Below are 19,184 nucleotides of genomic sequence, written 5' to 3' on the forward strand. Positions count from 1 at the left end.
CAGGCAAAGGGACGTGGATACGAATCTGCGGAAACGCATCCGCGCGGGGGACCACGACGCCTTCGGTGCTCTCTTCGACGCGTACGCACGCTCCGTCTACAACCACGCCTTCCGGCTCACGGGCGAGTGGTCGACGGCCGAGGACGTCGTCTCGCTGACCTTCCTGGAAGCCTGGCGGCTGCGCGAGAAGCTCGACGAGGACGGCGGCTCACCGCGCCCCTGGCTGCTCGGCCTCGCCACCAACGTCACGCGCAACTCCCGCCGCGCCGCCCGAAGACACGCCGCCGCCGTCGCCCGACTGCCGCGCGACGAGACGGTACGGGACTTCGCCGACGAGGTCGCCGGGCGGATCGACGACGCCGCCCAACTGGCCCTCGTACGCACCGCCCTGGCCAAGCTGCGGCGCGCCGAGCGCGAGGTGCTGGCGCTGTGCGTGTGGTCGGGGCTCGACTACGCCGCTGCCGCCGAGGCGCTCGGCGTGCCCGTCGGCACCGTACGATCACGGCTCTCCCGCGCGCGGACAAAACTCGCGAAACACATGGAACCGCCTCACCCCCACGGACAGATGAGAGGTGACCGCACCACCGCGGTCAGGCCCATCAGGGAGGGAAACCGATGAACCAGCTTCCCGAACGCGACCTTCCGCCGGGCCGTCACCGACTCCTCAAGGAGCATCTGATGACCGAGATCCGGCGAGAGGCACCGACCGAGCAGCGCACGCGCCCCAAGTGGCTGCGGCCCGCGCTCGTTGCGGGTGCCGTCGCGGCCGTGACCGCCGTGACCCTGACCCTCGCCGCACCGTCCGGCGAGCAGCCGACGCCGACCGCCTCGAAGGAGGCCGTGGCGCTGTTGGAGGACATCGCGCTGGCTGCCGAGCAGGCGGACACGCTGAAGATCCGTGACGACCAGTTCGTGTACATCAAGAGCAAGGTCGGCTGGAGCGTGTACGAGGAGGGCAAGCCCGCGAAGCTCGAACCGATCCACCAGCGCGAGGTGTGGCTCTCGGCGGACGGCAGCAAGCGGGGCATGCTGCACGACCCCGTGGTCCGCTCCGACCACGAGCTGCTGGAGAAGGAGACTCCCGGGATCCCCTCCAACACCAACTACCGGCACCTCCAGACCCTGCCCACCGACCCGGACCGGATGTTCGACTGGCTGAACAGTGTCAGCCAGGGCAGCAGCAAGGACGAGGCCAACTTCGTCCTCGTCGGCGACCTCGCCCGCGAGTCCCTGATGCCACCGGCCCAGGCCGCGGCCCTCTACCGGGCGGCCGCGAAGATCCCCGGCGTCTTCGTGATCGACGACGCCGTCGACGCGGCCGGGCGGCACGGCGTGGCGGTCGCCCGGGTGGACGACGGGGAGCGGGTCGAGCTGATCTTCGACAAGGAGACCAAGGAGTTCCTCGGAGAGCGGGAAGTGGCCGTCGAGGACCGCCCGTCGGGCTTCGAGAAGGGCGACGTGACCGGGCGCAGCGCGATCCTGGAGCGCACGGTCGTCGACAAGGCGGGTCAGCGGCCGTAAGGGGTGCATATCGTCCCCGGCGGGGTGAGGCTGGTGTCATGACCGGTTCCATCGAGCAGGGCACCAGCCAGACCCACGGGAACACGCACATCCTGCACTTCCTGGTGCGGCTTCCGCGGCCCATGGAACAGGTCTGGCCCGCGCTGACCACGGGGGACGGGCTCGCGGCCTGGTTCACCCCGGCCGACGTGCTCGAACCCCGCCTCGGCGGCGCGGTCACCCTGCGTGACGTCGGCTCCGGACACGTGACCGCCTGGGACGTGGACCGGGTCGCCGAGTACACGGTGCAGGACGGCGGCCGGATCCGCTTCCACCTGGAGCGCGACGGGGAGGAGGGCAGCGCCCTGCGGTTCACCCACGAGTTCGAGGGCGAGCAGGAGTCGGAGCCACGCTGGCGCGCCCGCTTCGAACGTCTGATCGCATTCCTGGAGGCCGGCGCCCCGTAGCAGGCCTACGGCTCACTCACCGATGTCCTCGTTCCACAGAGCCGAGTGCGTGGCGATGAAGGCGCGCATCATCGCCACGCACTCGGGATCGTCGACGAGCACGATCTCCACGCCGTGCTCCGCGAGCCAGTCGTGCCCGCCGTGAAAGGTGACGGCCTCGCCGATCACCACCCGCGAGATGCCGAACTGCCGGACCAGGCCGGAGCAGTACCAGCACGGCGAGAGCGTCGTCACCATCGTCGTACCGCGGTAGGAGCGCTGCCGCCCGGCGTTGCGGAACGCGGCCGTCTCCGCGTGCATCGAGGGGTCGTCGTCCTGGACGCGCCGGTTGCGGCCGCGGCCGAGCAGGGTGCCGTCGGAGCCGTACAGCGCGGCGCCGATCGGGATGCCGCCCTCCGCCAGCCCGGCACGGGCCTCGGCGACGGCGGTGGCGAGCCACGCGCGGGACTGTGCCTGATCCATACGTCCACTCTGCTGGCGTGCAAGCACCGAGGCAACGTGCCCGAGCCGACGGTCACTGCCTCAAAGGCGGTGGTGTCACTGGCGTTCCAGCACCGCTGTCCCCGCCGTCGTCCCCGTCCGCGACAGCAAGAACCCTGATGGCCCCGTCCTGGTCGTCCGCCGCGAGGCGTGGTCCGCGTTCACTGCGACCCTGCGCTGATCGACCGCCAGATCCGTTCCGGCAGGACACGCGCCGCCTCGTCGAGGTCGACGTCGCCGACGGCCAGCCAGCGGCGGGCGGTGCCGATGACGGGGCCGAGGACGAGGCTCTCGATCAGCGCCGGCGGCAGGGGCGCGATCTCGCCCTTCTCGACGTACAGGTTGATCCAGTCCGACAGCGGCGACAGCCTGGCCTCCTGGGCGTCACGGAGTTGTCTGGCCTGCGTCATTCCGAGGCGGTCGGCGCGGGAGGAGTGCAGCAGCATGCCCGCTTCCGGGTGCTCCTGGATGAAGCCCAGGTAGGCCTTCACGATGGCGCGGACACCGGTCCGGGCGCTGCGGGAACGTTTCACGGCGGTGACCATCTCGCCCAGCAGCCGTTCCAGCCAGCGCATCAGCAGGGCGTTGACGAGGCCGTCGATGCTGCCGAAGTGGTGGTAGAGGCTGCCCAGGCTGACCCCGCTGGCCTTGGTGACGGCGCTGACCGTCAGCCCCTGCTCACCCGACTCGGCGTACACGCGCAGCGCGGCGTTCAGGAGAAGGTCGGTGGTGACCTCGCCGCGGTGCTGCTTGGGGCTCATGAAGGAAATTGTACGGCAGGTTTCTAGAGTGATTTTCTAGAAAAACCCTCCAACTCTGCTGTCTTTTGCCCCACACTTGTGCCCGTGCCCGGACTTGCGTCCGCCCGTCGGGGGGAGGGGTGGACGTGGGTTCGGGTGCCACTGAACGGGGACATCGGGGGGCGTTGGCGCGTGTTGAACCTCAACGGCAGCGGGGCCGAGCCGCTGGAGGACGACGATCCGCGGCGGATCGGGCCGATCCCGCTGGCCGGACGGCTCGGATCCGGCGGCATGGGGCGGGTGTTTCTCGGCGTGTACGAGGGGCGGTACGCCGCCGTCAAGCAGCTGCTGCCCTCCGTCGTCGGCGAGGACCCGGCCTTCCTGCGCCGCTTCGGGCACGAGCTGGACAACCTCTCGCGGCTGCCCGAGCGCGCCACCGCGCCGCTGCTCGCCAGCGATCGCACCGCACGGCCACCGTGGTTCGCCACCGCATACGTCCCAGGGCTCACCCTGCGGGAGGCCGTCGAGGTGCACGGGGGACCCCTGCCCCCCGAGGCGCTGTGGCTGCTGTTACGGGAGGCGGCCGCGGGGCTGGCGGCGGTGCACGCTCTGGAGATGGTGCACCGGGACGTCAAGCCGTCCAACGTCATGCTGACGCTCGACGGCCTCACGCTCATCGACTTCGGTGTTGCGCGAGCGGCCGAGCAGAGCCAGCTCACCCGGACCGGCATGGTCGTGGGCACGCCCGCCTACATGTCTCCCGAACAGCCCTCGGGGGCCCGGCGGTTGACTCCGGCCGTCGACGTGTTCGCGCTCGGCTCGGTGTTGGCGTACGCGGCGTGCGGCCGTCCGCCCTTCGGCGACGAGTCGGGGCACGGCGTGCTGTACCGGATCGTGCACGAGGAGCCGGACCTCGGGCCGCTGCGGGACCGGTGCCCGGGCCTCGTCGAGACCGTGGAGGCCTGTCTCGACAAGGATCCCGAGGGCCGCCCCACAGCGGCTGAACTCGTCGAACTCGCCGAACGGCACGGGCCGTTCACCGAACCGCTGTGGCCGGAGGCCGTCACCGAGCGGCTGGCTGAGCGGACCGCGTTCTCCGAGACGATTCCGGCGATTCCCACGATTCCGGAGAGTGTTCCGGACACCGTTCCGGACCCGGAGGCCGAACCGAAGCCGTCCTCGTCCCGCCCGGAGCCCTCAGAGTCCCCAGAGCGCCCGGAGCGGCCCGACCGTCGCCGGACCCGCGTCCTTTTCGCCGTCGTCCCCGTCGTGGTCGTCGTCACGGGCACGACCCTCGCCATCCAGCTTCTGCCGAACACCTCCCCACCACCGGACGGGGCCCACGCCAAGCCGTCCGCCTCCGTCCCGGCCTCCCTCACCCCCACGCCGTCCTCGTCGCCCTCCTCGGACCCGAGGCCCTCGAACACAGCAAGGCCATCGAACTCCCCGCCCCCGGCCACGTCGCAGGCCGCGGACAGCGGAGCCCGAGAGGAAGGCGTGCAGGACGACTCCGGCGACGCAGCCGCAGGCAGTGGCTCGGACGGAAACGACCGTTCCGCAGGCTCGGGCACCTCCGGCCGGGACACCGACGGCGCCACCGACTCGGGCGCGGGCGCAGCAGCCCCCACCGGCTACTTCCAGCTCAAGAACGCCTACAACGGCCGTTGCCTGGACGGGAGTCAGGGCACCTACGGCGTGAGGTTCGGAGGCTGCTCGGACAGCCCGGCGATGTCGTGGGCGTACAAGAACGGGTCTGGCGGCGCCTACCAGCTGGTCAACGAGTACAGCGGTCAGTGCCTGACCGCCAGTGTCGGCAACGTCACCAGCACGGGCACATGCGACGGCAGCGCCCAGCAGTCCTGGCGCACCGGCTCCGGCGGCACCCTGCAGAGCACGTACAACAGCCTGTGCCTCGACGAGTCCGCCGGCTGGCCCAGCGCCGCGACCTGTGAGTCGGGGAAGGTCTCGCAGCGCTGGACGAAGTTGTAGCCCTGTCCCTGCATCGTCCTCACGACTTGGAGCTGCCAGTGTCGTCTTCGCCCAACCTCCCTTCCACCCCTACTCGGTCGCGCGGCTCCCAATGGCTGGGGGCGTTGGGAGCCGCCGCAGCGACCGTGTTACTCGTGACGCTGACCAGCGGATGCGCCGCCGGCGACAACACCACCGACTCCTCCGCCTACGAGAGCAGCTCCGCGCCCTACGACCCCAGCACCGAAGACTCGTACACGGAGGACGAGCCAACCGAGGACGAGTACACCGACGAGCCGTACACGGAAGATCCGTACACCGAAGACACCGACGACCCCTACGCCGAAGACCCGTACGACACCGAGACCGAGGCCCCCGACCCGTACGAGTCCGGCACCTGCCTCAACGGAACGCTGCCCAACTCCACCACCGCACAGGAGGTCAGCGACGTGGAGGAGGTCTCCTGCTCGGCATCCGACGCCCACTACCAGGTGATCGAGACGATCCCCTTCACCTCGGACATGAGCCGCTGCAGCAGCAATCCCAGGACGGAGTACGCCTTCTCGTCCCGTTACACCATCAACGGCGCGACCATCAACGAGTACGTGTACTGCCTGATCGGCCTCGGCTCGTACGCGCAGTCCTGACGCTCGGCCTCAGCTGTCGTCGCCGTCCTTCTTCTTGTCCCGGCCGTCCCGCTCCTCCCGGTCCTCCTCGGAAAGGGACTTCAGGAACTCCGGGTTGTCGTCCGGCGCGACCCACTGCTGCCGGCGTCCGCCGGCCGCCCAGCCGCCGGGGCGGCCCGGGCCGGCCGGGTGCCGCTTCTTGCCCGCGATCAGCCAGGAGATCGATCCGACGAGCGGGAACAGCAGTACGAGGATCGCCCACAGCGGCTTGGGCATGTGCCGGATGTCCTTCTCGTCGGTGCTGATGCAGTCGATGAACGCATACACGCTCAGTGCCAGTGGCACCACGAACATCAGGATCCGGAGCATCAGCACTCCCCTTGTGGAACGGTGGTCGGGAGCCGCGCGCACGGCCCCCGTGACGGGGCCAGGGTAGCCCCTCGGGGATACTTGGCCCCATGGCATACGACGATCTTCGCTCCCTGCTCAGGGCACTGGAGCGCGAGGGGGACCTGAAGCGCATCAAGGTGGAGGTCGACCCGTATCTGGAGATCGGGGAGATCGTCGACCGGGTGCAGAAGGCGGGCGGTCCCGCGCTGCTCTTCGAGAAGGTGAAGGGGTCGTCGATGCCCCTCGCCATGAACGTCTTCGGGACCGACCGCCGGCTGCTGAAGGCCCTGGGCCTGAAGTCGTACGGCGAGATCAGCGACAAGATCGGCGGGCTGCTGAAGCCGGAGCTGCCGCACGGGTTCGTCGGTGTGCGCGAGGCCTTCGGCAAGCTCGGCGCGATGACCCACGTACCGCCGAAGAAGGTCAAATCCGACAATGCACCCGTCCAGGAAGTGGTGCTGCGCGGCGACGACGTCGACCTCGACGCGCTGCCCGCCCTCTTCACCTGGCCGCAGGACGGCGGCTCCTTCTTCAACCTGGGGCTGACCCACACCAAGCACCCGGAGACCGGGATCCGCAACCTCGGCCTGTACCGCCTCCAGCGCCACGACAAGCGCACCATCGGCATGCACTGGCAGATCCACAAGGACAGCCGCAACCACTACCAGGTCGCCGCGAGGCGCGGCGAGCGGCTCCCGGTCGCGATCGCCTTCGGCTGCCCGCCCGCCGTCACCTACGCCTCCACCGCCCCCCTCCCCGGCGACATCGACGAGTACCTGTTCGCCGGGTTCATCGCGGGCAAGCGGATCGAGATGGTCGACTGCAAGACCGTGCCGCTCCAGGTGCCGGCGCAGGCGGAGGTCGTCATCGAGGGCTGGCTGGAGCCCGGTGAGATGCTGCCCGAGGGCCCGTTCGGCGACCACACCGGCTTCTACACGCCACAGGAGCCGTTCCCGGCGCTGAAGATCGACTGTGTGACGATGCGGAAGCGGCCCCTCCTGCAGTCGATCGTCGTAGGCCGCCCCCCGACGGAGGACGGACCCCTCGGCCGTGCGACCGAGCGTTTCTTCCTCCCCCTGCTGAAGATCATCATCCCGGACATCGTGGACTACCACCTGCCCGAGGCAGGCGGTTTCCACAACTGCGCGATCGTGTCGATCGACAAGAAGTACCCCAAGCACGCGCAGAAGGTGATGCACGCGGTCTGGGGTGCGCACATGATGTCCCTGACCAAACTGATCGTGGTCGTCGACGCCGACTGTGACGTCCACGATCTGCACGAGGTCGCCTGGCGGGCCCTCGGCAACACGGACTACGCCCGCGACCTCACGGTCGTCGAAGGCCCCGTCGATCATCTCGACCACGCCTCCTACCAGCAGTTCTGGGGCGGCAAGGCGGGCATCGACGCGACGAAGAAGTGGCCCGAGGAGGGCTACACGCGCGACGGCGGCTGGCCGGACATGGTGCTGTCCGACCCCGATACGGCGGCGAAGGTCGACCGCCGCTGGAAGGAGTACGGACTGTGAGTTCGGCTTCCGCGGCGCTCCCGCAGCCGGGGCGCACGAAGGCGTTCCTGCGCCTGGTGATGATCGAGCACTCCGTCTTCGCCCTGCCCTTCGCCTACATCGCGGCCCTCACCGCGATGTTCCAGTGGGACAGGAACATCCACTGGGGTCGGCTGCTGCTGGTCACCATCTGCATGGTGGGCCTGCGCACCTTCGCGATGGCCGTCAACCGGATCATCGACCGTGAGATCGACGCGCGGAACCCGCGAACGGCCCACCGCGAGCTGGTGACGGGCGCGATGTCGGTACGGCACGCCTGGACCGGCGCCCTCATCGCCCTGGTGGTCTTCCTCGGCGCGGCGGCCCTGCTCAACCCCCTCTGCCTGGCCCTGGCCCCCGTCGCGGTGATCCCGATGGTGGTCTACCCGTACGGCAAACGGTTCACGAACTTTCCCCAGGCCATCCTCGGCCTCGCCCAGGCCATGGGCCCGGTCGGCGGCTGGCTGGCCGTCACCGGCGAGTGGTCCTGGGAGGCGGTGATCCTGGGCCTGGCCGTCGGCATCTGGATCGGCGGCTTCGACCTGATCTACGCCTGCCAGGACGTCGAGACCGACCGCGAGATCGGCGTCATGTCGGTCCCGGCCCGCTTCGGGATCCCGGCGGCGATCTGGGGGGCGCGGGTCTGCCACGCCGTGACGACGGCGCTGTTCGTCTGGTACGCCGTGGTGACCGACGCGGGCACGTTCTTCTGGCTGGGTCTGCTGATCGTCGCCGGCGCGTTCCTGTACGAGCACACGATCGTCCGCCCGCACGACCTGTCCCGCCTGAACCGCGCGTTCTTCAGCGTCAACGGGTTCATCGGGATTGCCCTGTTCGGGTGCGCGCTGCTGGATCTCCTGGTCCGGGGCCTGACCGTGTGAACAGCGTTCGCCCTGCCCTCGAGGGCATGACCCGGGGGGCACCCCACCGGTCCTGAAGACCTTTCCGTACACCGGTACGCTCAAGGTGTGAACGCAGGAGAAACGCAGCGCGTGCCTTGGATCGTGGGGGTGTCCGGGGCGTCCGGTACGCCCTATGCCGCCGCCGTGCTGCGAGCGCTGCTGGATGCGGGGGAGAGCGTCGACCTGGTCGTCAGCAGGGCCTCCCGGCTCACGCTGCTCGACGAGACCGGTCTGTCGTTCCGGGACGCGCACTGGCAGGACGACCTGCGGGAATGGCTCGCGCGGGGGGCCGACGGGAAACCGGACGCGTTCGCCGTGGACATCTCGGGCGTACGGCACTGGAGTGCCGGGGACCTGGCGGCGGGGCCGTCCTCGGGGTCGTACCCCGCGAAGGGGATGCTCATCGTGCCGGCCTCGACCGCGTGTGTCGCCGGGGTGGCCCTCGGGCTCTCGAAGGACCTGCTGCAACGAGCGGCGAGCGTGACCCTCAAGGAGGGCCGCCCGCTGGTCGTGACCGTGCGGGAGGCCCCGCTGAACGGACAGACGCTCCGGCACCTCGTCAGCCTCGACGACGCGGGCGCCACCGTCGTGCCGGCCTCGCCCGCCTTCTACGCGGGCGCCACCCACATCCAGGACCTCGTCGACTTCGTCGCCGGACGTGTCCTCGACGCGGCGGGCGTCCCGCACACGCTCTACCGCCGCTGGAAGGGCGAACTGGGCGGCGGGTCCCGCACCACCTAACGCCTGATCAACTCCAGGAACTCGTCAGACACTTCAGCGGAAGGCTTCGATCGCATGGACGCCGTGGACAGGCAGCTCATCCAGGCCCTGAGGGAGAACGGCCGGGCCTCCTACGCGGAGCTGGGGCGCCTCGTCGGCCTGTCGGGCCCCAGCGTCACCGACCGCATCAACCGGCTGGAGGCGGCCGGTGTCATCACCGGCTACCGCGCCACCGTGAACGCCGCCTCGCTCGGTCTCGGCGTCACCGCCCTGATCGGCATCTCGCTCTCCGACGCCGCCGACCACGAGGACGTGGCACGCCGGTTGAAGGACCTGCCGGAGATCGAGGACTGCTGGTTCATCGCCGGCGACGACTCGTTCATGCTCAAGGTGCGTGCGACGGACGTCGACGGGCTGGAGAGGATCATCCGGCGGCTGAGCGGGACCAAGGGCGTGTCCCGGACCCGTACCACCATCGTGCTCTCCACCAAGTGGGAGAACCGGGTGGGTGAGCTGCCGGAGGAGGTCTAGGCGTAACGTTGGGCGAGCTGTCGTAGAAAGGGCGAACGCATGGACGTCGGGCTCAAGCGCGAGCTGGAGGAGAAGGTGAGGGCGGGCGTCCGCCTGACCCGCGAGGACGGCATCGCGCTGTACGAGTCGGACGACCTCGCCTGGCTCGGCGGACTCGCCCACGAGGTGCGGACGCGGAAGAACGGCGACGTCGTGCACTTCAACGTCAACCGGCACCTCAACATGACGAACGTGTGCACCGCGTCCTGCGCCTACTGCTCCTTCCAGCGCAAGCCGGGCGAGAAGGACGCGTACACGATGCGCATCGAGGAGGCCGTCAAGCTCGCCAAGGCGATGGAGGGCGAGAACCTCACCGAGCTGCACATCGTCAACGGGCTGCACCCCAACCTGCCGTGGCGCTACTACCCGCGCTCCCTGCGCGAGCTGAAGGCCGCCCTGCCGGACGTCTCCCTGAAGGCCTTCACGGCCACGGAGATCCACCACTTCGAGACCATCTCGGGGCTCAGCGCCTCCGAGATCCTGGACGAGCTGATCGACGCCGGCCTGGAGTCCCTCACCGGCGGCGGTGCCGAGATCTTCGACTGGGAGGTCCGGCAGCACATCGTGGATCACCGCACCCACTGGGAGGACTGGTCCCGTATCCACCGGCTGGCGCACGAGAAGGGGCTCAAGACCCCCTGCACCATGCTGTACGGCCACATCGAGGAGCCCCGCCACCGCGTCGACCACGTGCTGCGGCTGCGTGAGCTGCAGGACGAGACCGGCGGCTTCCAGGTCTTCATCCCGCTGCGTTACCAGCACGACTTCGTCGACATGAAGGACGGGAAGGTACGCAACCGGCTGCAGGCCAGGACCGCGATGGCGACCCCCGCCGAGGCCCTGAAGACCTTCGCCGTCTCCCGGCTGCTGTTCGACAACGTCCCGCACGTCAAGGTCTTCTGGGTCATGCACGGCATCCAGACCGCCCAGCTCGCGCTCCAGCACGGCGCCGACGACATGGACGGCTCGGTCGTCGAGTACAAGATCACGCACGATGCCGACAACTACGGCACCCCGAACAAGCTGACCCGCGACGACCTGCTGGACCTGATCCGCGACGCGGGCTTCCGGCCGGTGGAGCGGAACACGCGGTACGAGATCATCCGCGAGTACGAGGGCGCCGACCCGGCGCGCCGGGAGTCACCGCAGCCGATGCGGGTGTGAGCGTCCGTGAGGGGTACCCGGCGTGGGTGACCCCTCGTACGACCGCACCTGAGGACGCGTACACCGCCGCGCCCTTCGTTCCGGCCGACGGCGCCGATCTCGCCGCCCTGCGCCGCGCCGCCGCCGAATGCCGGGGCTGCCCCCTGCACCGGAACGCCACCCAAACCGTGTTCGGCGCCGGCGACAAGGACGCCCGCGTCATGCTCGTCGGCGAGCAGCCCGGCGACCAGGAGGACCGGCAGGGCAAGCCGTTCGTCGGCCCCGCCGGCCGCCTACTGGACCGCGCGCTGGAAGAGGCCGGCATAGACCCCTCCGAGGCCTACGTCACGAACGCCGTGAAGCACTTCAAGTTCACCCAGGCCGAGCCCCGCAAGCGCCGTATCCACAAGACGCCGACCCTCCGGGAGATGACCGCGTGCGGCCCCTGGCTGGCCGCCGAGCTGGCCGTCGTGGAGCCCGAGCTGATCGTGATCCTGGGCGCGACCGCGGGGAAGGCGCTGCTGGGCTCGTCGTTCCGGGTCGGGGAGGTCCGAGGGGCGCTGCTGGAGCGCGAGATCCACGGCCGGCCGGAGAGGCTGGTGGCGACGGTGCATCCGTCGTCGGTGCTGCGGGCCCAGGACGAGGACCGGAGGGCCGCGTACGAGGGGCTGGTTGCCGATCTGAAAGTGGCGGCGCGAGCACTCTCGTAATAGCTACGATGGCGCGGTGTCCCTTACTTTCACACTCGACCCCGCCGTCGACCCCACCCTCCACGACGGCATCCTCGACCTGTGGACCGACGTGTCCAACGCGGGCGGAGCCGTCGGCTTCGTCCCGCCGGTGACGCGGGAGGCGATCCGGCCGGAGCTGGTGAAGCAGCTCGTCGCCCTCGGCGAGGGCCGGGTCCGGCTGCTCGCCGGGCACGACGAGGACGGACGGGTGGCCGCGACCGCGTTCCTCACCTTCAACGCGCACCGCCTCATGACGCACTGGCTGTGGCTGTACACGGTGATGGTGCACCCGCGCCACCAGGGCAAGGGCTACGGCCGCGACCTGCTGGCCGCCGCCGCGGACGCGGCCCGTACGTTCGATGGGATCGAGGCGATACGGCTCACCTGCCGGGGCGGGCTGGGTCTGGAGCGGTTCTACGGCTCCTGCGGCTACAAGGAGGTCGGCCGCGTGCCCGGCGCCATCCGGGTGGGACCGGGGGACCACCGGGACGACATCACCATGCTGCTGCCTCTGGGCTGACCGCGCGTACCCCCCTCCAAGATCGGCGCAGTGGCGTGCTTCACTGGGGGGTGCCCTTTGGTGACGTTCGGGAACGGAAGAGTGGATTGAGATGCTCCGCTACACACTGATGCGCCTCGGAATCTTCGCAGGCTGCTTCGTGGTCGTCTGGGGCCTCGTCTACACCGGCCTTGCCCCGCGCGGACTGGGCGCCTCCAACGGCATCTGGGTCCTGCTGCTCGCCCTCGTCCTCTCCGCGCCGATCAGCTTCGTGGTGTTGCGCAAGGAGCGGGACCGGGCCTCCGTCCAGATCGTGCAGAAGGTGGACCGGGCGAAGGCCAGCCTGGAGGCCAACCGCAGCCAGGAGGACGTCGCCGACGACTCGGCCCGGGCGCAGGGGCAGACGTCGTAAGGTCCCTCACACACCTGCAGGTGCCCCGGTTTCCGGACCCCCGGAAACCGGGGCACTTTGCGTTGTTCGGGTCATCGTTGCCCCCCCGCCTCTCAAAGTCAGGCTTTGAGGTTCCCAAAGCTCAGGTGTTACGGTCTACAGGTGAAGTCTGCAGCTGTGTCCGCCACGCCCCGAAGCGTCCCGCTCGTGGTGCGTCTGCGCGTGGACCTCTGCCGGTGCGCGTCCGCGACCTGTCGCCTCTGACGTCCTGCGACCCTCGCGCCTTACGCCAGTCACCTCACGTCAGCCCCTGCGCACCCCCAACGGAGCATGTCCGTGTCCGCGAACACGAAGTCCTTCAAGCTGCCCTTCTGGGCCCAGATAATCGCCGGTCTCGTCCTCGGCGTCCTGCTCGGCTGGATAGCCAGGAGCCAGGACCTGTCCTGGCTCGTCACCACCCTCGAGAAGGTCGGCGACACCTTCATCGGGCTGCTGAAGCTCGCCGTCGCCCCGCTCGTCTTCTTCGCGATCCTCGTGTCGATCACCAACCTGCGGAAGGTGAACAACGCGGCCCGGCTGGCCTCGCGCACCCTCCTCTGGTTCATGATCACGTCGCTGATCGCGGTGGCCGTCGGCATCGCCATCGGCCTGGTCACCAACCCGGGTGCCGGCACCGGCCTCACCCCGCAGGACGGCGCGAAGCCCGAGACCACCGGCTCCTGGATCGACTTCCTGACCGGCATCGTGCCGACCGATGTGATCACCCCGTTCACCGAGCTGAACGTACTGCAGATCGTCTTCATGGCCGCCGTCGCCGGCATCGCCGCCCTCCAGCTCGGCGAGAAGGCCCAGCCGATCCTCACCCTGAGCGAGTCCGTCCTCGAACTCCTCCAGAAGGCCCTGTGGTGGGTCATCCGCCTCGCCCCGCTCGGCACCGTCGGCCTCATCGGCAACGCCATCGCCACCTACGGCTGGGACCTGATCGGCCAGTACGCCACCTTCACCGCCGACATCTACGTCGGCTGCGCGATCGTGCTGTTCGTGGTCTACCCGGTGCTGCTGGCGACCGTCGCCAAGGCCAGTCCGCTGCAGTTCTTCAAGGGCGCCTGGCCGGCCATCCAGCTGGCCTTCGTCTCCCGGTCGTCGGTGGGCACGATGCCGCTGACCCAGAAGGTCACCGAGCGCCTCGGCGTCCCCAAGGAGTACGCGTCCTTCGCCGTGCCGTTCGGTGCCACCACCAAGATGGACGGCTGCGCCGCCATCTACCCGGCGATCGCCGCGATCTTCGTCGCGCAGATCTTCGACATCCAGCTGGGCGTCGGCGACTACCTGCTGATCGCGTTCGTCTCGGTGGTCGGCTCCGCCGCCACGGCGGGCCTGACCGGCGCCACGGTGATGCTGACCCTCACCCTGTCCACCCTGGGCCTGCCCATGGAAGGCGTCGGCCTGCTCCTGGCCATCGACCCGATCCTGGACATGATGAGGACCGCTACCAATGTCGCCGGGCAGGCCCTGGTGCCGGTGCTCGTCTCCGCCCGCGAGGGCGTGCTCGACCGCAACGCCTATGACAAGGCGGCGAGTTCCCCCGTGGACGAGCCGCAGCAGGTGACGGTCGCCGCCTGACCGGGAGCCGCCGGAGCTGCGCGGACCGTACGCTGATCCCCATGGGTGCCGTGAAGACCAAGCGGATGCCGCGTGCGGTCCGTGAGCAGCAGATGCTGGATGCCGCCGTGCAGACCTTCGGACAGCGGGGGTACATGGCCGCGTCGATGGACGACATCGCCGAACTCGCGGGCGTGTCCAAGCCGTTGGTGTACCTCTACCTCAACTCCAAGGACGACCTCTTCACCGCCTGCATCCGCCGCGAGGCCAAGGCGCTCACCGCCGCCGTCCGGGCCGGCGTGCACCCCGAACTGCCCGCCGACCGCCAGCTCTGGGAAGGCCTGCTGGCGTTCTTCACCCACACCGCCCGGCACCCCGACGGCTGGTCCGTACTGCACCTCCAGGCCCGCACCCACGGCGAGACCTTCGCCGCCGAGGTCACCGCGATGCGCACGGAGATCGTCACGTTCGTGACGCAGCTGATCGCCGACGCCGCCCGCGAGGCCCACCGTGACCCGGACCTGCCCGACAAGGAGGTCGCCGGGCTGGCCGAGGCCCTGGTCGGCGCCGCCGAGTCGCTGGCCACCTGGGCCAATGCCACCCCCGGCGTCACGGCCCGGCAGGCGGCGGCGACCCTGATGAACTTCGCCTGGGCGGGGCTGGGCGACCTGATGGCGGGGCGGGCCTGGTCACCGCCGCCCGCGTGAGGTGAGCGGGAGCACCTCGCCGGTCACACACCGGCGTTCCCCGCTCCGGAGCTCGAACCGCCCGCCGTCCGCCGCGTACGCCACCGTCCCCGGCAGCAGCACCGGCGCCCGGAACTGCGCCCGTACCAGCACCGCCTCGGGCGTCCCGTGCGCGGCGAGGCAGCGGGCCACCGTCCACATGCCGTGCGCGAGGGGCCGGCGGAAGCCGAACAGGCGGGCGGTGAGCGGATACAGGTGGATCGGGTTGCGGTCGCCGGAGACGGCACCGTACCGCCGCCCGATGTCACTGCCGAGCCGCCACTCGGCGCGGACCGGCAGCGGGGCGCGCTCGGTCCCGGTCGAGGGCCGGGCATCGGTGCGGTGCCGCGCGAGATAGGTGCTCCTCGACTCCCATACGACCTCCCCGCCGGCCCGCGCCTCGGTCACGACCGTCGCCTCCGTCCCGCGCCGGTGCGGAGCCAGTCCCTCGATGCACACGGCGAGTTCGTACGCCCCGGTGGCCGGGAGCGCGGTATGGCGGCTGATCTCCACCGAGGTGTGGACCAGGCCGAGCAGCGGCAGCGGGAAGTGCGGGTCGCTCATCAGGCGCATGGCGAGCGGGAAGCCCAGGACGTGCGGATATGTGAGGGGCAGGGCGTCCTCCCCGGTCGGGAAGCCGCACACCCGCTCGTAGGCGGCGAGCCGGGCCAGGTCGACGCGTACGCCGGACAGGACGAGGCGGGTGCGGGGGAAGCCGGCGTCCGGGCGGGGCTGTTTGAAGGGGGAGAGCAGCGCGCCCCGCGCGAGGGAGCGGACCTGGCCGGGTGCGGTGCCGGTGCAGCTCAGGTGGCGGTCGGCCATGGGTACCCCCTGTCCTCACTGTTTACTCTGGAGTAAGGTTACCGCAGGTAAGCCCAAGCCCTGTCCGGCCCCGAGCTGCACACCCCCGTCCCCGGACCACCTCGGAAGCACCCCCGAACCCGCGCAATCTCCCCACGCGGGCCCCGTAGGATCTCCGCCCACCGGCGGCCGACGGACGAGCCGCGCCGCCGCCGTTGAACGCCTTCGTGCGCACCACGCGTACCTCATGCAGCGAGCAGTGCCGATGTCGTCGCTGCAGGCCCCAGGAGCTGCCATGCCCATCTCGTACTCGTCTGCCCCTTTGCCGCCGGAGTCGTCCGACCCGTCCACGGCCGCGTCGCTCGAGTACGACCCCGACAGCGGGCCGGTCCTTGTCGAGCCCGAGATACGGCGGCTGGACGGGGAGGTGCGGGAAGTGGCCGTACCGCCGCTGGTGCCGCCGGTGTCGCACGGTTCGCTGGCCGACCTGCCGTTCGAGAACGCGGACGCGGCGCCCGGGCATCCGGTGCTCAGCCGCCGTACCGAGGACGGGGGTTGGGCGGACGTGACCGCGGCGGAGTTCGCCGCGCAGGTGCTGGCCGTGGCGAAGGGGATGATCGCCGAGGGGCTGATGCCGGGCGACCGGATCGCGGTCATGGCGCGCACGTCGTACGAGTGGACGCTCCTCGACTTCGCCGCCTGGGCGGCCGGCCTGGTGACCGTCCCGGTGTACCCCACCTCGTCGGTCTTCCAGACCCGCTGGATCCTCCAGGACTCCGGCGCGGTGGCGCTGGCCACGGAGACGGTCGGCCAGGCGGCCGCGCTCGGCCCCGAGCGGGAGCATCTGACCGACCTGAAGCACATGTGGGTCATCGAGAAGGGCCATGTGGACCGCCTGGCGGAGCTCGGCCGGTCCGTGCCGGACACCGAAGTGGACGTACGGCGCGGCATGCTGGGCCCGGACACCCTGGCCACCCTCGTCTACACCTCGGGCACCACCGGCCGCCCCAAGGGCTGCGCGCTCACGCACGGCAACTTCCTGGCGGAGGTCGACAACGCGATCGAACTCCTCTACCCCGTCTTCAAGGCCCGCACCGACGCGGAGCCCTCCACCCTCCTCTTCCTCCCCCTCTCGCACGTCTTCGGCCGCATGGTGTCGGTGGCCTGCGTCCGCGCGCGAGTGCGGATCGGTCACGCGCCCAGCCTGAAGTCGGAGGACCTGCTGGCCGACCTGGCGAGCTTCCGGCCGACCTTCCTCATCGCCATCCCGTACATGCTGGAGAAGATCTTCAACAGCGCCCGCGCGACAGCCGAACGCGGCGGCAAGGCACCGGCCTTCGACCGTGCGGCGAAGGTGGCACGCCGCTACGGCGAGGCGGCGGAGGCCAGGGCGAGCGGCACCGGCCCCGGCCCCGGCGCCTCCCTCAAGGCGGCCCGCGCCCTCTACGACACCCTCGTCTACCGCCGGATCCGCAACGCGCTGGGCGGCAGGGTCCGTTACGTCATCTGCGGAGGCTCGCCCCTGGGCCGCGACCTGGCCGCGTTCTACGCCGGCGCGGGCATCGACGTCTACGACGGCTACGGCCTCACCGAGACGACCGGCGCGGCGACCGTGACCCCGCCGCTCAAACCCCGCCTCGGCACCGTGGGCTGGCCCCTGCCCGGCACGCGCATCCGCATTGCGGCGGACGGCGAGATACTGCTCGCCGGCGGCCAGGTCTTCCGCGGCTACTGGGACCCGTACGCGGGCGGCGTCGTCCCGGCAACGCCCGGCGGCTGGTTCCCCACCGGCGACATCGGCCGGCTGGACGACGAGGGCTACCTCACCATCACCGGCCGGAAGAAGGAGATCCTGATTACGGCGGGCGGCAAGAACGTGGCCCCGGCCCCGCTGGAGAACTGGCTGCGCTCGCACCCCCTGATTTCCCAGTGCATCGTTCTGGGCGACCGCCGCCCCTACATCACCGCCCTGATCACCCTCGACACCGACGGCATCACCCACTGGCGCCAGATGAACGGCAAGCACCCCGTACCGCCGGAACTCCTCGTGACCGACGACGAGTTGCGCGGGGTGGTGCAGCGCGCGGTGGACGAGGCCAACAAGCTGGTGTCGCGCCCGGAGTCCATCCGCCGCTTCGCCGTCCTCCCCGTGGACTTCACCGAGGCCGCCGGCCATCTGACCCCGTCGATGAAGCTGCGCCGGGAGGCGATCCTGCGGGACTTCGCCGGGGAGGTGGAGGCGCTGTACGAAAGCTAGCGGGCGAGATCGGGGAAGGGCACGCCACGCTCAGCGCGCTCGCGCCGCTCTTCGTCGGTCGGAGGGAACCCGGATCGGGTCGGCAAGCCGACCCCTACTGGAAGGTGACCGTCGGGGCCGCCCGCTTCTTTGTCAGTGTCGTGCTTCCACGGCCCGCGTCAAGGGCGCTCCCTCCGGTCGCGTCGCCTTCGGCGATGACCCTGCGGGTCACCCTTGACCCGGTCCGTTCCAGCACGGGTGAGAAGCGAGCGAGCGGCCCGGGAAGGCGGGTGGCCGAGGCCTGTTTGCGGGCGGGGTCGGCTGCGTCGCCGGCCGGGGTTGGCGGGCGCGGTCGCGCCTCGCATGCACGCCGGGTGGGTTTGGCGGCTTGCGGGTGGTGGATGGCTGGGGCGGGCGCGTCGGCAGGGTGGGGGCACGCCGGGTCGGCTTGGCGGCTTGCGGGTGGTGGGGAGGGGGCGCGCGGTGGCGTTCCGGATGCACGCCGGGTCGGGTCGGTTCGGCGGCTTGCGGGTGGTGGGGAGGGGGCGCGCGGTCGCGTTCCGGATGCACGCTGGGTCGGGTCGGTTCGGCGGCAGTGCGGGCGCCGGGTGGTTGGGTCGTGTCCGGTGGTCTGGCCTGGTCACGCCGGGTGGGCCAAGCGGCTTGCGGCCGGTGGCGTGCGACTTCGCGTCGAGGGGAGACGGCGATCGGTTGGGGGCCTGCCCCTCCGGGGCGCCTGCCGACTCGGCGCGGACAGTCCCAGGCGCAATTGGAGGATTTGGGCCACCCCTGGCGTCAAAAGTGCAGGTCACCGGAGAGGCGGGTGGCACAAACCCTCCAATTGTTCCTGGGCAGTGACCTGTGAGGCTGATGTGATCCCACCGGCCGCAAGCCGCTGAGCCCGCCCGGCGTGCATGCGAGGCGCGACCGCGTCCGTCGACGCCGGGCAAGACCGCAGCCGACGTCACTCGTCGGCCAACCTGGGCCACCCGCCTTTCCGGGCCGCTCGCTCGCTTCTCACCCGTGCTGGAGCGAGGTGAGTCAAGGGTCGGCCGCAGGCCGATCGCCGAAGGCGACGCGGAGACGGAGTCGGAGCGCCCTTTACTCGGCTCGTGGAAGCACGACACTGGCCAAGAAGCGGGCGGCCCC

The 19,184-nt window shown here is 70.4% G+C and carries 21 protein-coding genes; 17 read left to right on the forward strand and 4 right to left on the reverse strand.

Features of this window, described 5'->3' with window-relative positions:
• Window positions 1–13 precede the first annotated feature (13 nt).
• Genes ACFV7R_RS23150 through ACFV7R_RS23160 form a run of 3 tightly spaced genes read left to right on the forward strand, consistent with a single transcriptional unit; the run spans window position 14 to window position 1,967 of the window.
• A complete protein-coding gene (locus tag ACFV7R_RS23150; protein ID WP_385266364.1) occupies window positions 14–619 on the forward strand; it encodes an RNA polymerase sigma factor in 606 nt (201 codons plus the stop codon).
• Window positions 616–1,521 (forward strand): CU044_5270 family protein, encoded by a 906-nt coding sequence (locus ACFV7R_RS23155; protein ID WP_385266367.1) that lies wholly within the window; start codon window positions 616–618, stop codon window positions 1,519–1,521. Before ACFV7R_RS23150 ends, ACFV7R_RS23155 begins: the two co-directional genes overlap by 4 nt.
• Before the next feature lie 38 nt (window positions 1,522–1,559).
• Window positions 1,560–1,967, forward strand: a complete 408-nt coding sequence (locus tag ACFV7R_RS23160; RefSeq protein WP_385266368.1) for an SRPBCC domain-containing protein — start codon at window positions 1,560–1,562, stop codon at window positions 1,965–1,967.
• 12 nt (window positions 1,968–1,979) lie between these two features.
• Here ACFV7R_RS23160 and ACFV7R_RS23165 read toward each other — a convergent pair whose 3' ends face one another.
• The gene (locus tag ACFV7R_RS23165; RefSeq protein ID WP_385266370.1) at window positions 1,980–2,429 is read right to left on the reverse strand and encodes a nucleoside deaminase; all 450 of its coding nucleotides are present in this window, start codon (window positions 2,427–2,429) and stop codon (window positions 1,980–1,982) included.
• 55 nt (window positions 2,430–2,484) lie between these two features.
• Between ACFV7R_RS23165 and ACFV7R_RS23170 the strand changes: the two genes are divergently transcribed.
• A complete protein-coding gene (locus ACFV7R_RS23170; protein ID WP_385266813.1) occupies window positions 2,485–2,628 on the forward strand; it encodes a DUF397 domain-containing protein in 144 nt (47 codons plus the stop codon).
• Here the strand turns inward: ACFV7R_RS23170 and ACFV7R_RS23175 are convergent.
• On the reverse strand, window positions 2,609–3,208 hold the full coding sequence (locus ACFV7R_RS23175; protein ID WP_385266371.1) for a TetR/AcrR family transcriptional regulator: 600 nt from the start codon (window positions 3,206–3,208) through the stop codon (window positions 2,609–2,611). The two genes, ACFV7R_RS23170 and ACFV7R_RS23175, sit on opposite strands and share 20 nt — an antisense overlap.
• 171 nt (window positions 3,209–3,379) lie before the next feature.
• On the opposite strand from ACFV7R_RS23175, the gene ACFV7R_RS23180 reads away from it, so the two are divergent.
• Window positions 3,380–5,176 (forward strand): protein kinase, encoded by a 1,797-nt coding sequence (locus ACFV7R_RS23180; protein WP_385266373.1) that lies wholly within the window; start codon window positions 3,380–3,382, stop codon window positions 5,174–5,176.
• A 134-nt stretch (window positions 5,177–5,310) separates the two neighbouring features.
• A complete protein-coding gene (locus ACFV7R_RS23185; protein ID WP_385266375.1) occupies window positions 5,311–5,802 on the forward strand; it encodes a hypothetical protein in 492 nt (163 codons plus the stop codon).
• Between the two features lie 9 nt (window positions 5,803–5,811).
• Here the strand turns inward: ACFV7R_RS23185 and ACFV7R_RS23190 are convergent, their stop codons facing one another.
• Window positions 5,812–6,150, reverse strand: coding sequence for a PLD nuclease N-terminal domain-containing protein (locus ACFV7R_RS23190; protein ID WP_385266377.1), 339 nt, complete (start codon window positions 6,148–6,150; stop codon window positions 5,812–5,814).
• 89 nt (window positions 6,151–6,239) lie between these two features.
• Here ACFV7R_RS23190 and ACFV7R_RS23195 point away from each other — a divergent pair, with 89 nt between their 5' ends.
• From ACFV7R_RS23195 to ACFV7R_RS23240, 10 genes are all read left to right on the forward strand, one after another.
• On the forward strand, window positions 6,240–7,697 hold the full coding sequence (locus ACFV7R_RS23195) for a menaquinone biosynthesis decarboxylase (RefSeq protein ID WP_385266380.1): 1,458 nt from the start codon (window positions 6,240–6,242) through the stop codon (window positions 7,695–7,697).
• Window positions 7,694–8,596 carry a menaquinone biosynthesis prenyltransferase MqnP gene (gene mqnP / locus ACFV7R_RS23200; RefSeq protein ID WP_385266382.1) on the forward strand — a complete coding sequence of 301 codons (903 nt, stop codon included), beginning with the start codon at window positions 7,694–7,696 and terminating at the stop codon, window positions 8,594–8,596. Before ACFV7R_RS23195 ends, mqnP begins: the two co-directional genes overlap by 4 nt.
• 111 nt (window positions 8,597–8,707) lie before the next feature.
• On the forward strand, window positions 8,708–9,358 hold the full coding sequence (locus tag ACFV7R_RS23205; RefSeq protein WP_129799615.1) for a UbiX family flavin prenyltransferase: 651 nt from the start codon (window positions 8,708–8,710) through the stop codon (window positions 9,356–9,358).
• Between the two features lie 54 nt (window positions 9,359–9,412).
• Window positions 9,413–9,868 (forward strand): Lrp/AsnC family transcriptional regulator, encoded by a 456-nt coding sequence (locus ACFV7R_RS23210; RefSeq protein WP_129799414.1) that lies wholly within the window; start codon window positions 9,413–9,415, stop codon window positions 9,866–9,868.
• A 39-nt stretch (window positions 9,869–9,907) separates the two neighbouring features.
• Window positions 9,908–11,071: an aminofutalosine synthase MqnE gene (gene mqnE / locus ACFV7R_RS23215; protein WP_385266385.1), complete on the forward strand. Its 1,164-nt coding sequence runs from the start codon at window positions 9,908–9,910 to the stop codon at window positions 11,069–11,071.
• A 26-nt stretch (window positions 11,072–11,097) separates the two neighbouring features.
• Window positions 11,098–11,760, forward strand: a complete 663-nt coding sequence (locus ACFV7R_RS23220; RefSeq protein WP_385266387.1) for a UdgX family uracil-DNA binding protein — start codon at window positions 11,098–11,100, stop codon at window positions 11,758–11,760.
• A 16-nt stretch (window positions 11,761–11,776) separates the two neighbouring features.
• Window positions 11,777–12,301, forward strand: a complete 525-nt coding sequence (locus ACFV7R_RS23225; RefSeq protein WP_385266390.1) for a GNAT family N-acetyltransferase — start codon at window positions 11,777–11,779, stop codon at window positions 12,299–12,301.
• A gap of 91 nt (window positions 12,302–12,392) precedes the next feature.
• A complete protein-coding gene (locus tag ACFV7R_RS23230; RefSeq protein WP_385266393.1) occupies window positions 12,393–12,692 on the forward strand; it encodes a DUF4229 domain-containing protein in 300 nt (99 codons plus the stop codon).
• 309 nt (window positions 12,693–13,001) lie between these two features.
• The gene (locus ACFV7R_RS23235) at window positions 13,002–14,294 is read left to right on the forward strand and encodes a dicarboxylate/amino acid:cation symporter (protein ID WP_385266396.1); all 1,293 of its coding nucleotides are present in this window, start codon (window positions 13,002–13,004) and stop codon (window positions 14,292–14,294) included.
• A 41-nt stretch (window positions 14,295–14,335) separates the two neighbouring features.
• Window positions 14,336–14,980 (forward strand): TetR/AcrR family transcriptional regulator, encoded by a 645-nt coding sequence (locus ACFV7R_RS23240; RefSeq protein WP_129799402.1) that lies wholly within the window; start codon window positions 14,336–14,338, stop codon window positions 14,978–14,980.
• Here ACFV7R_RS23240 and ACFV7R_RS23245 read toward each other — a convergent pair.
• Window positions 14,963–15,820, reverse strand: a complete 858-nt coding sequence (locus ACFV7R_RS23245) for a MaoC/PaaZ C-terminal domain-containing protein (protein ID WP_385266399.1) — start codon at window positions 15,818–15,820, stop codon at window positions 14,963–14,965. The genes ACFV7R_RS23240 and ACFV7R_RS23245 overlap by 18 nt on opposite strands.
• A 274-nt stretch (window positions 15,821–16,094) precedes the next feature.
• Between ACFV7R_RS23245 and ACFV7R_RS23250 the strand changes: the two genes are divergently transcribed.
• The gene (locus tag ACFV7R_RS23250; protein WP_385266401.1) at window positions 16,095–18,056 is read left to right on the forward strand and encodes an AMP-dependent synthetase/ligase; all 1,962 of its coding nucleotides are present in this window, start codon (window positions 16,095–16,097) and stop codon (window positions 18,054–18,056) included.
• The last annotated feature ends 1,128 nt before the right edge of the window (window positions 18,057–19,184 follow it).

Origin of the sequence: Streptomyces sp. NPDC059866, assembly GCF_042731325.1 — a bacterium.
Taxonomy (GTDB): Bacteria; Actinomycetota; Actinomycetes; order Streptomycetales; family Streptomycetaceae; genus Streptomyces; species Streptomyces flavusporus.

Excerpts from the sequence above, each read along its gene's own strand:
- ACFV7R_RS23165 (WP_385266370.1), bottom strand. The coding sequence starts at position 2,429 with ATGGATCAGGCACAGTCCCGCGCGTGGCTCGCCACCGCCGTCGCCGAG.
- ACFV7R_RS23160 (WP_385266368.1), top strand. The coding sequence starts at position 1,560 with ATGACCGGTTCCATCGAGCAGGGCACCAGCCAGACCCACGGGAACACG.
- ACFV7R_RS23190 (WP_385266377.1), bottom strand. The coding sequence starts at position 6,150 with ATGCTCCGGATCCTGATGTTCGTGGTGCCACTGGCACTGAGCGTGTAT.
- ACFV7R_RS23155 (WP_385266367.1), top strand. The coding sequence starts at position 616 with ATGAACCAGCTTCCCGAACGCGACCTTCCGCCGGGCCGTCACCGACTC.
- ACFV7R_RS23250 (WP_385266401.1), top strand. The coding sequence starts at position 16,095 with ATGCCCATCTCGTACTCGTCTGCCCCTTTGCCGCCGGAGTCGTCCGAC.
- ACFV7R_RS23245 (WP_385266399.1), bottom strand. The coding sequence starts at position 15,820 with ATGGCCGACCGCCACCTGAGCTGCACCGGCACCGCACCCGGCCAGGTC.
- ACFV7R_RS23230 (WP_385266393.1), top strand. The coding sequence starts at position 12,393 with ATGCTCCGCTACACACTGATGCGCCTCGGAATCTTCGCAGGCTGCTTC.
- ACFV7R_RS23195 (WP_385266380.1), top strand. The coding sequence starts at position 6,240 with ATGGCATACGACGATCTTCGCTCCCTGCTCAGGGCACTGGAGCGCGAG.
- ACFV7R_RS23210 (WP_129799414.1), top strand. The coding sequence starts at position 9,413 with ATGGACGCCGTGGACAGGCAGCTCATCCAGGCCCTGAGGGAGAACGGC.
- ACFV7R_RS23235 (WP_385266396.1), top strand. The coding sequence starts at position 13,002 with ATGTCCGTGTCCGCGAACACGAAGTCCTTCAAGCTGCCCTTCTGGGCC.
- mqnE (WP_385266385.1), top strand. The coding sequence starts at position 9,908 with ATGGACGTCGGGCTCAAGCGCGAGCTGGAGGAGAAGGTGAGGGCGGGC.
- ACFV7R_RS23175 (WP_385266371.1), bottom strand. The coding sequence starts at position 3,208 with ATGAGCCCCAAGCAGCACCGCGGCGAGGTCACCACCGACCTTCTCCTG.
- ACFV7R_RS23240 (WP_129799402.1), top strand. The coding sequence starts at position 14,336 with ATGGGTGCCGTGAAGACCAAGCGGATGCCGCGTGCGGTCCGTGAGCAG.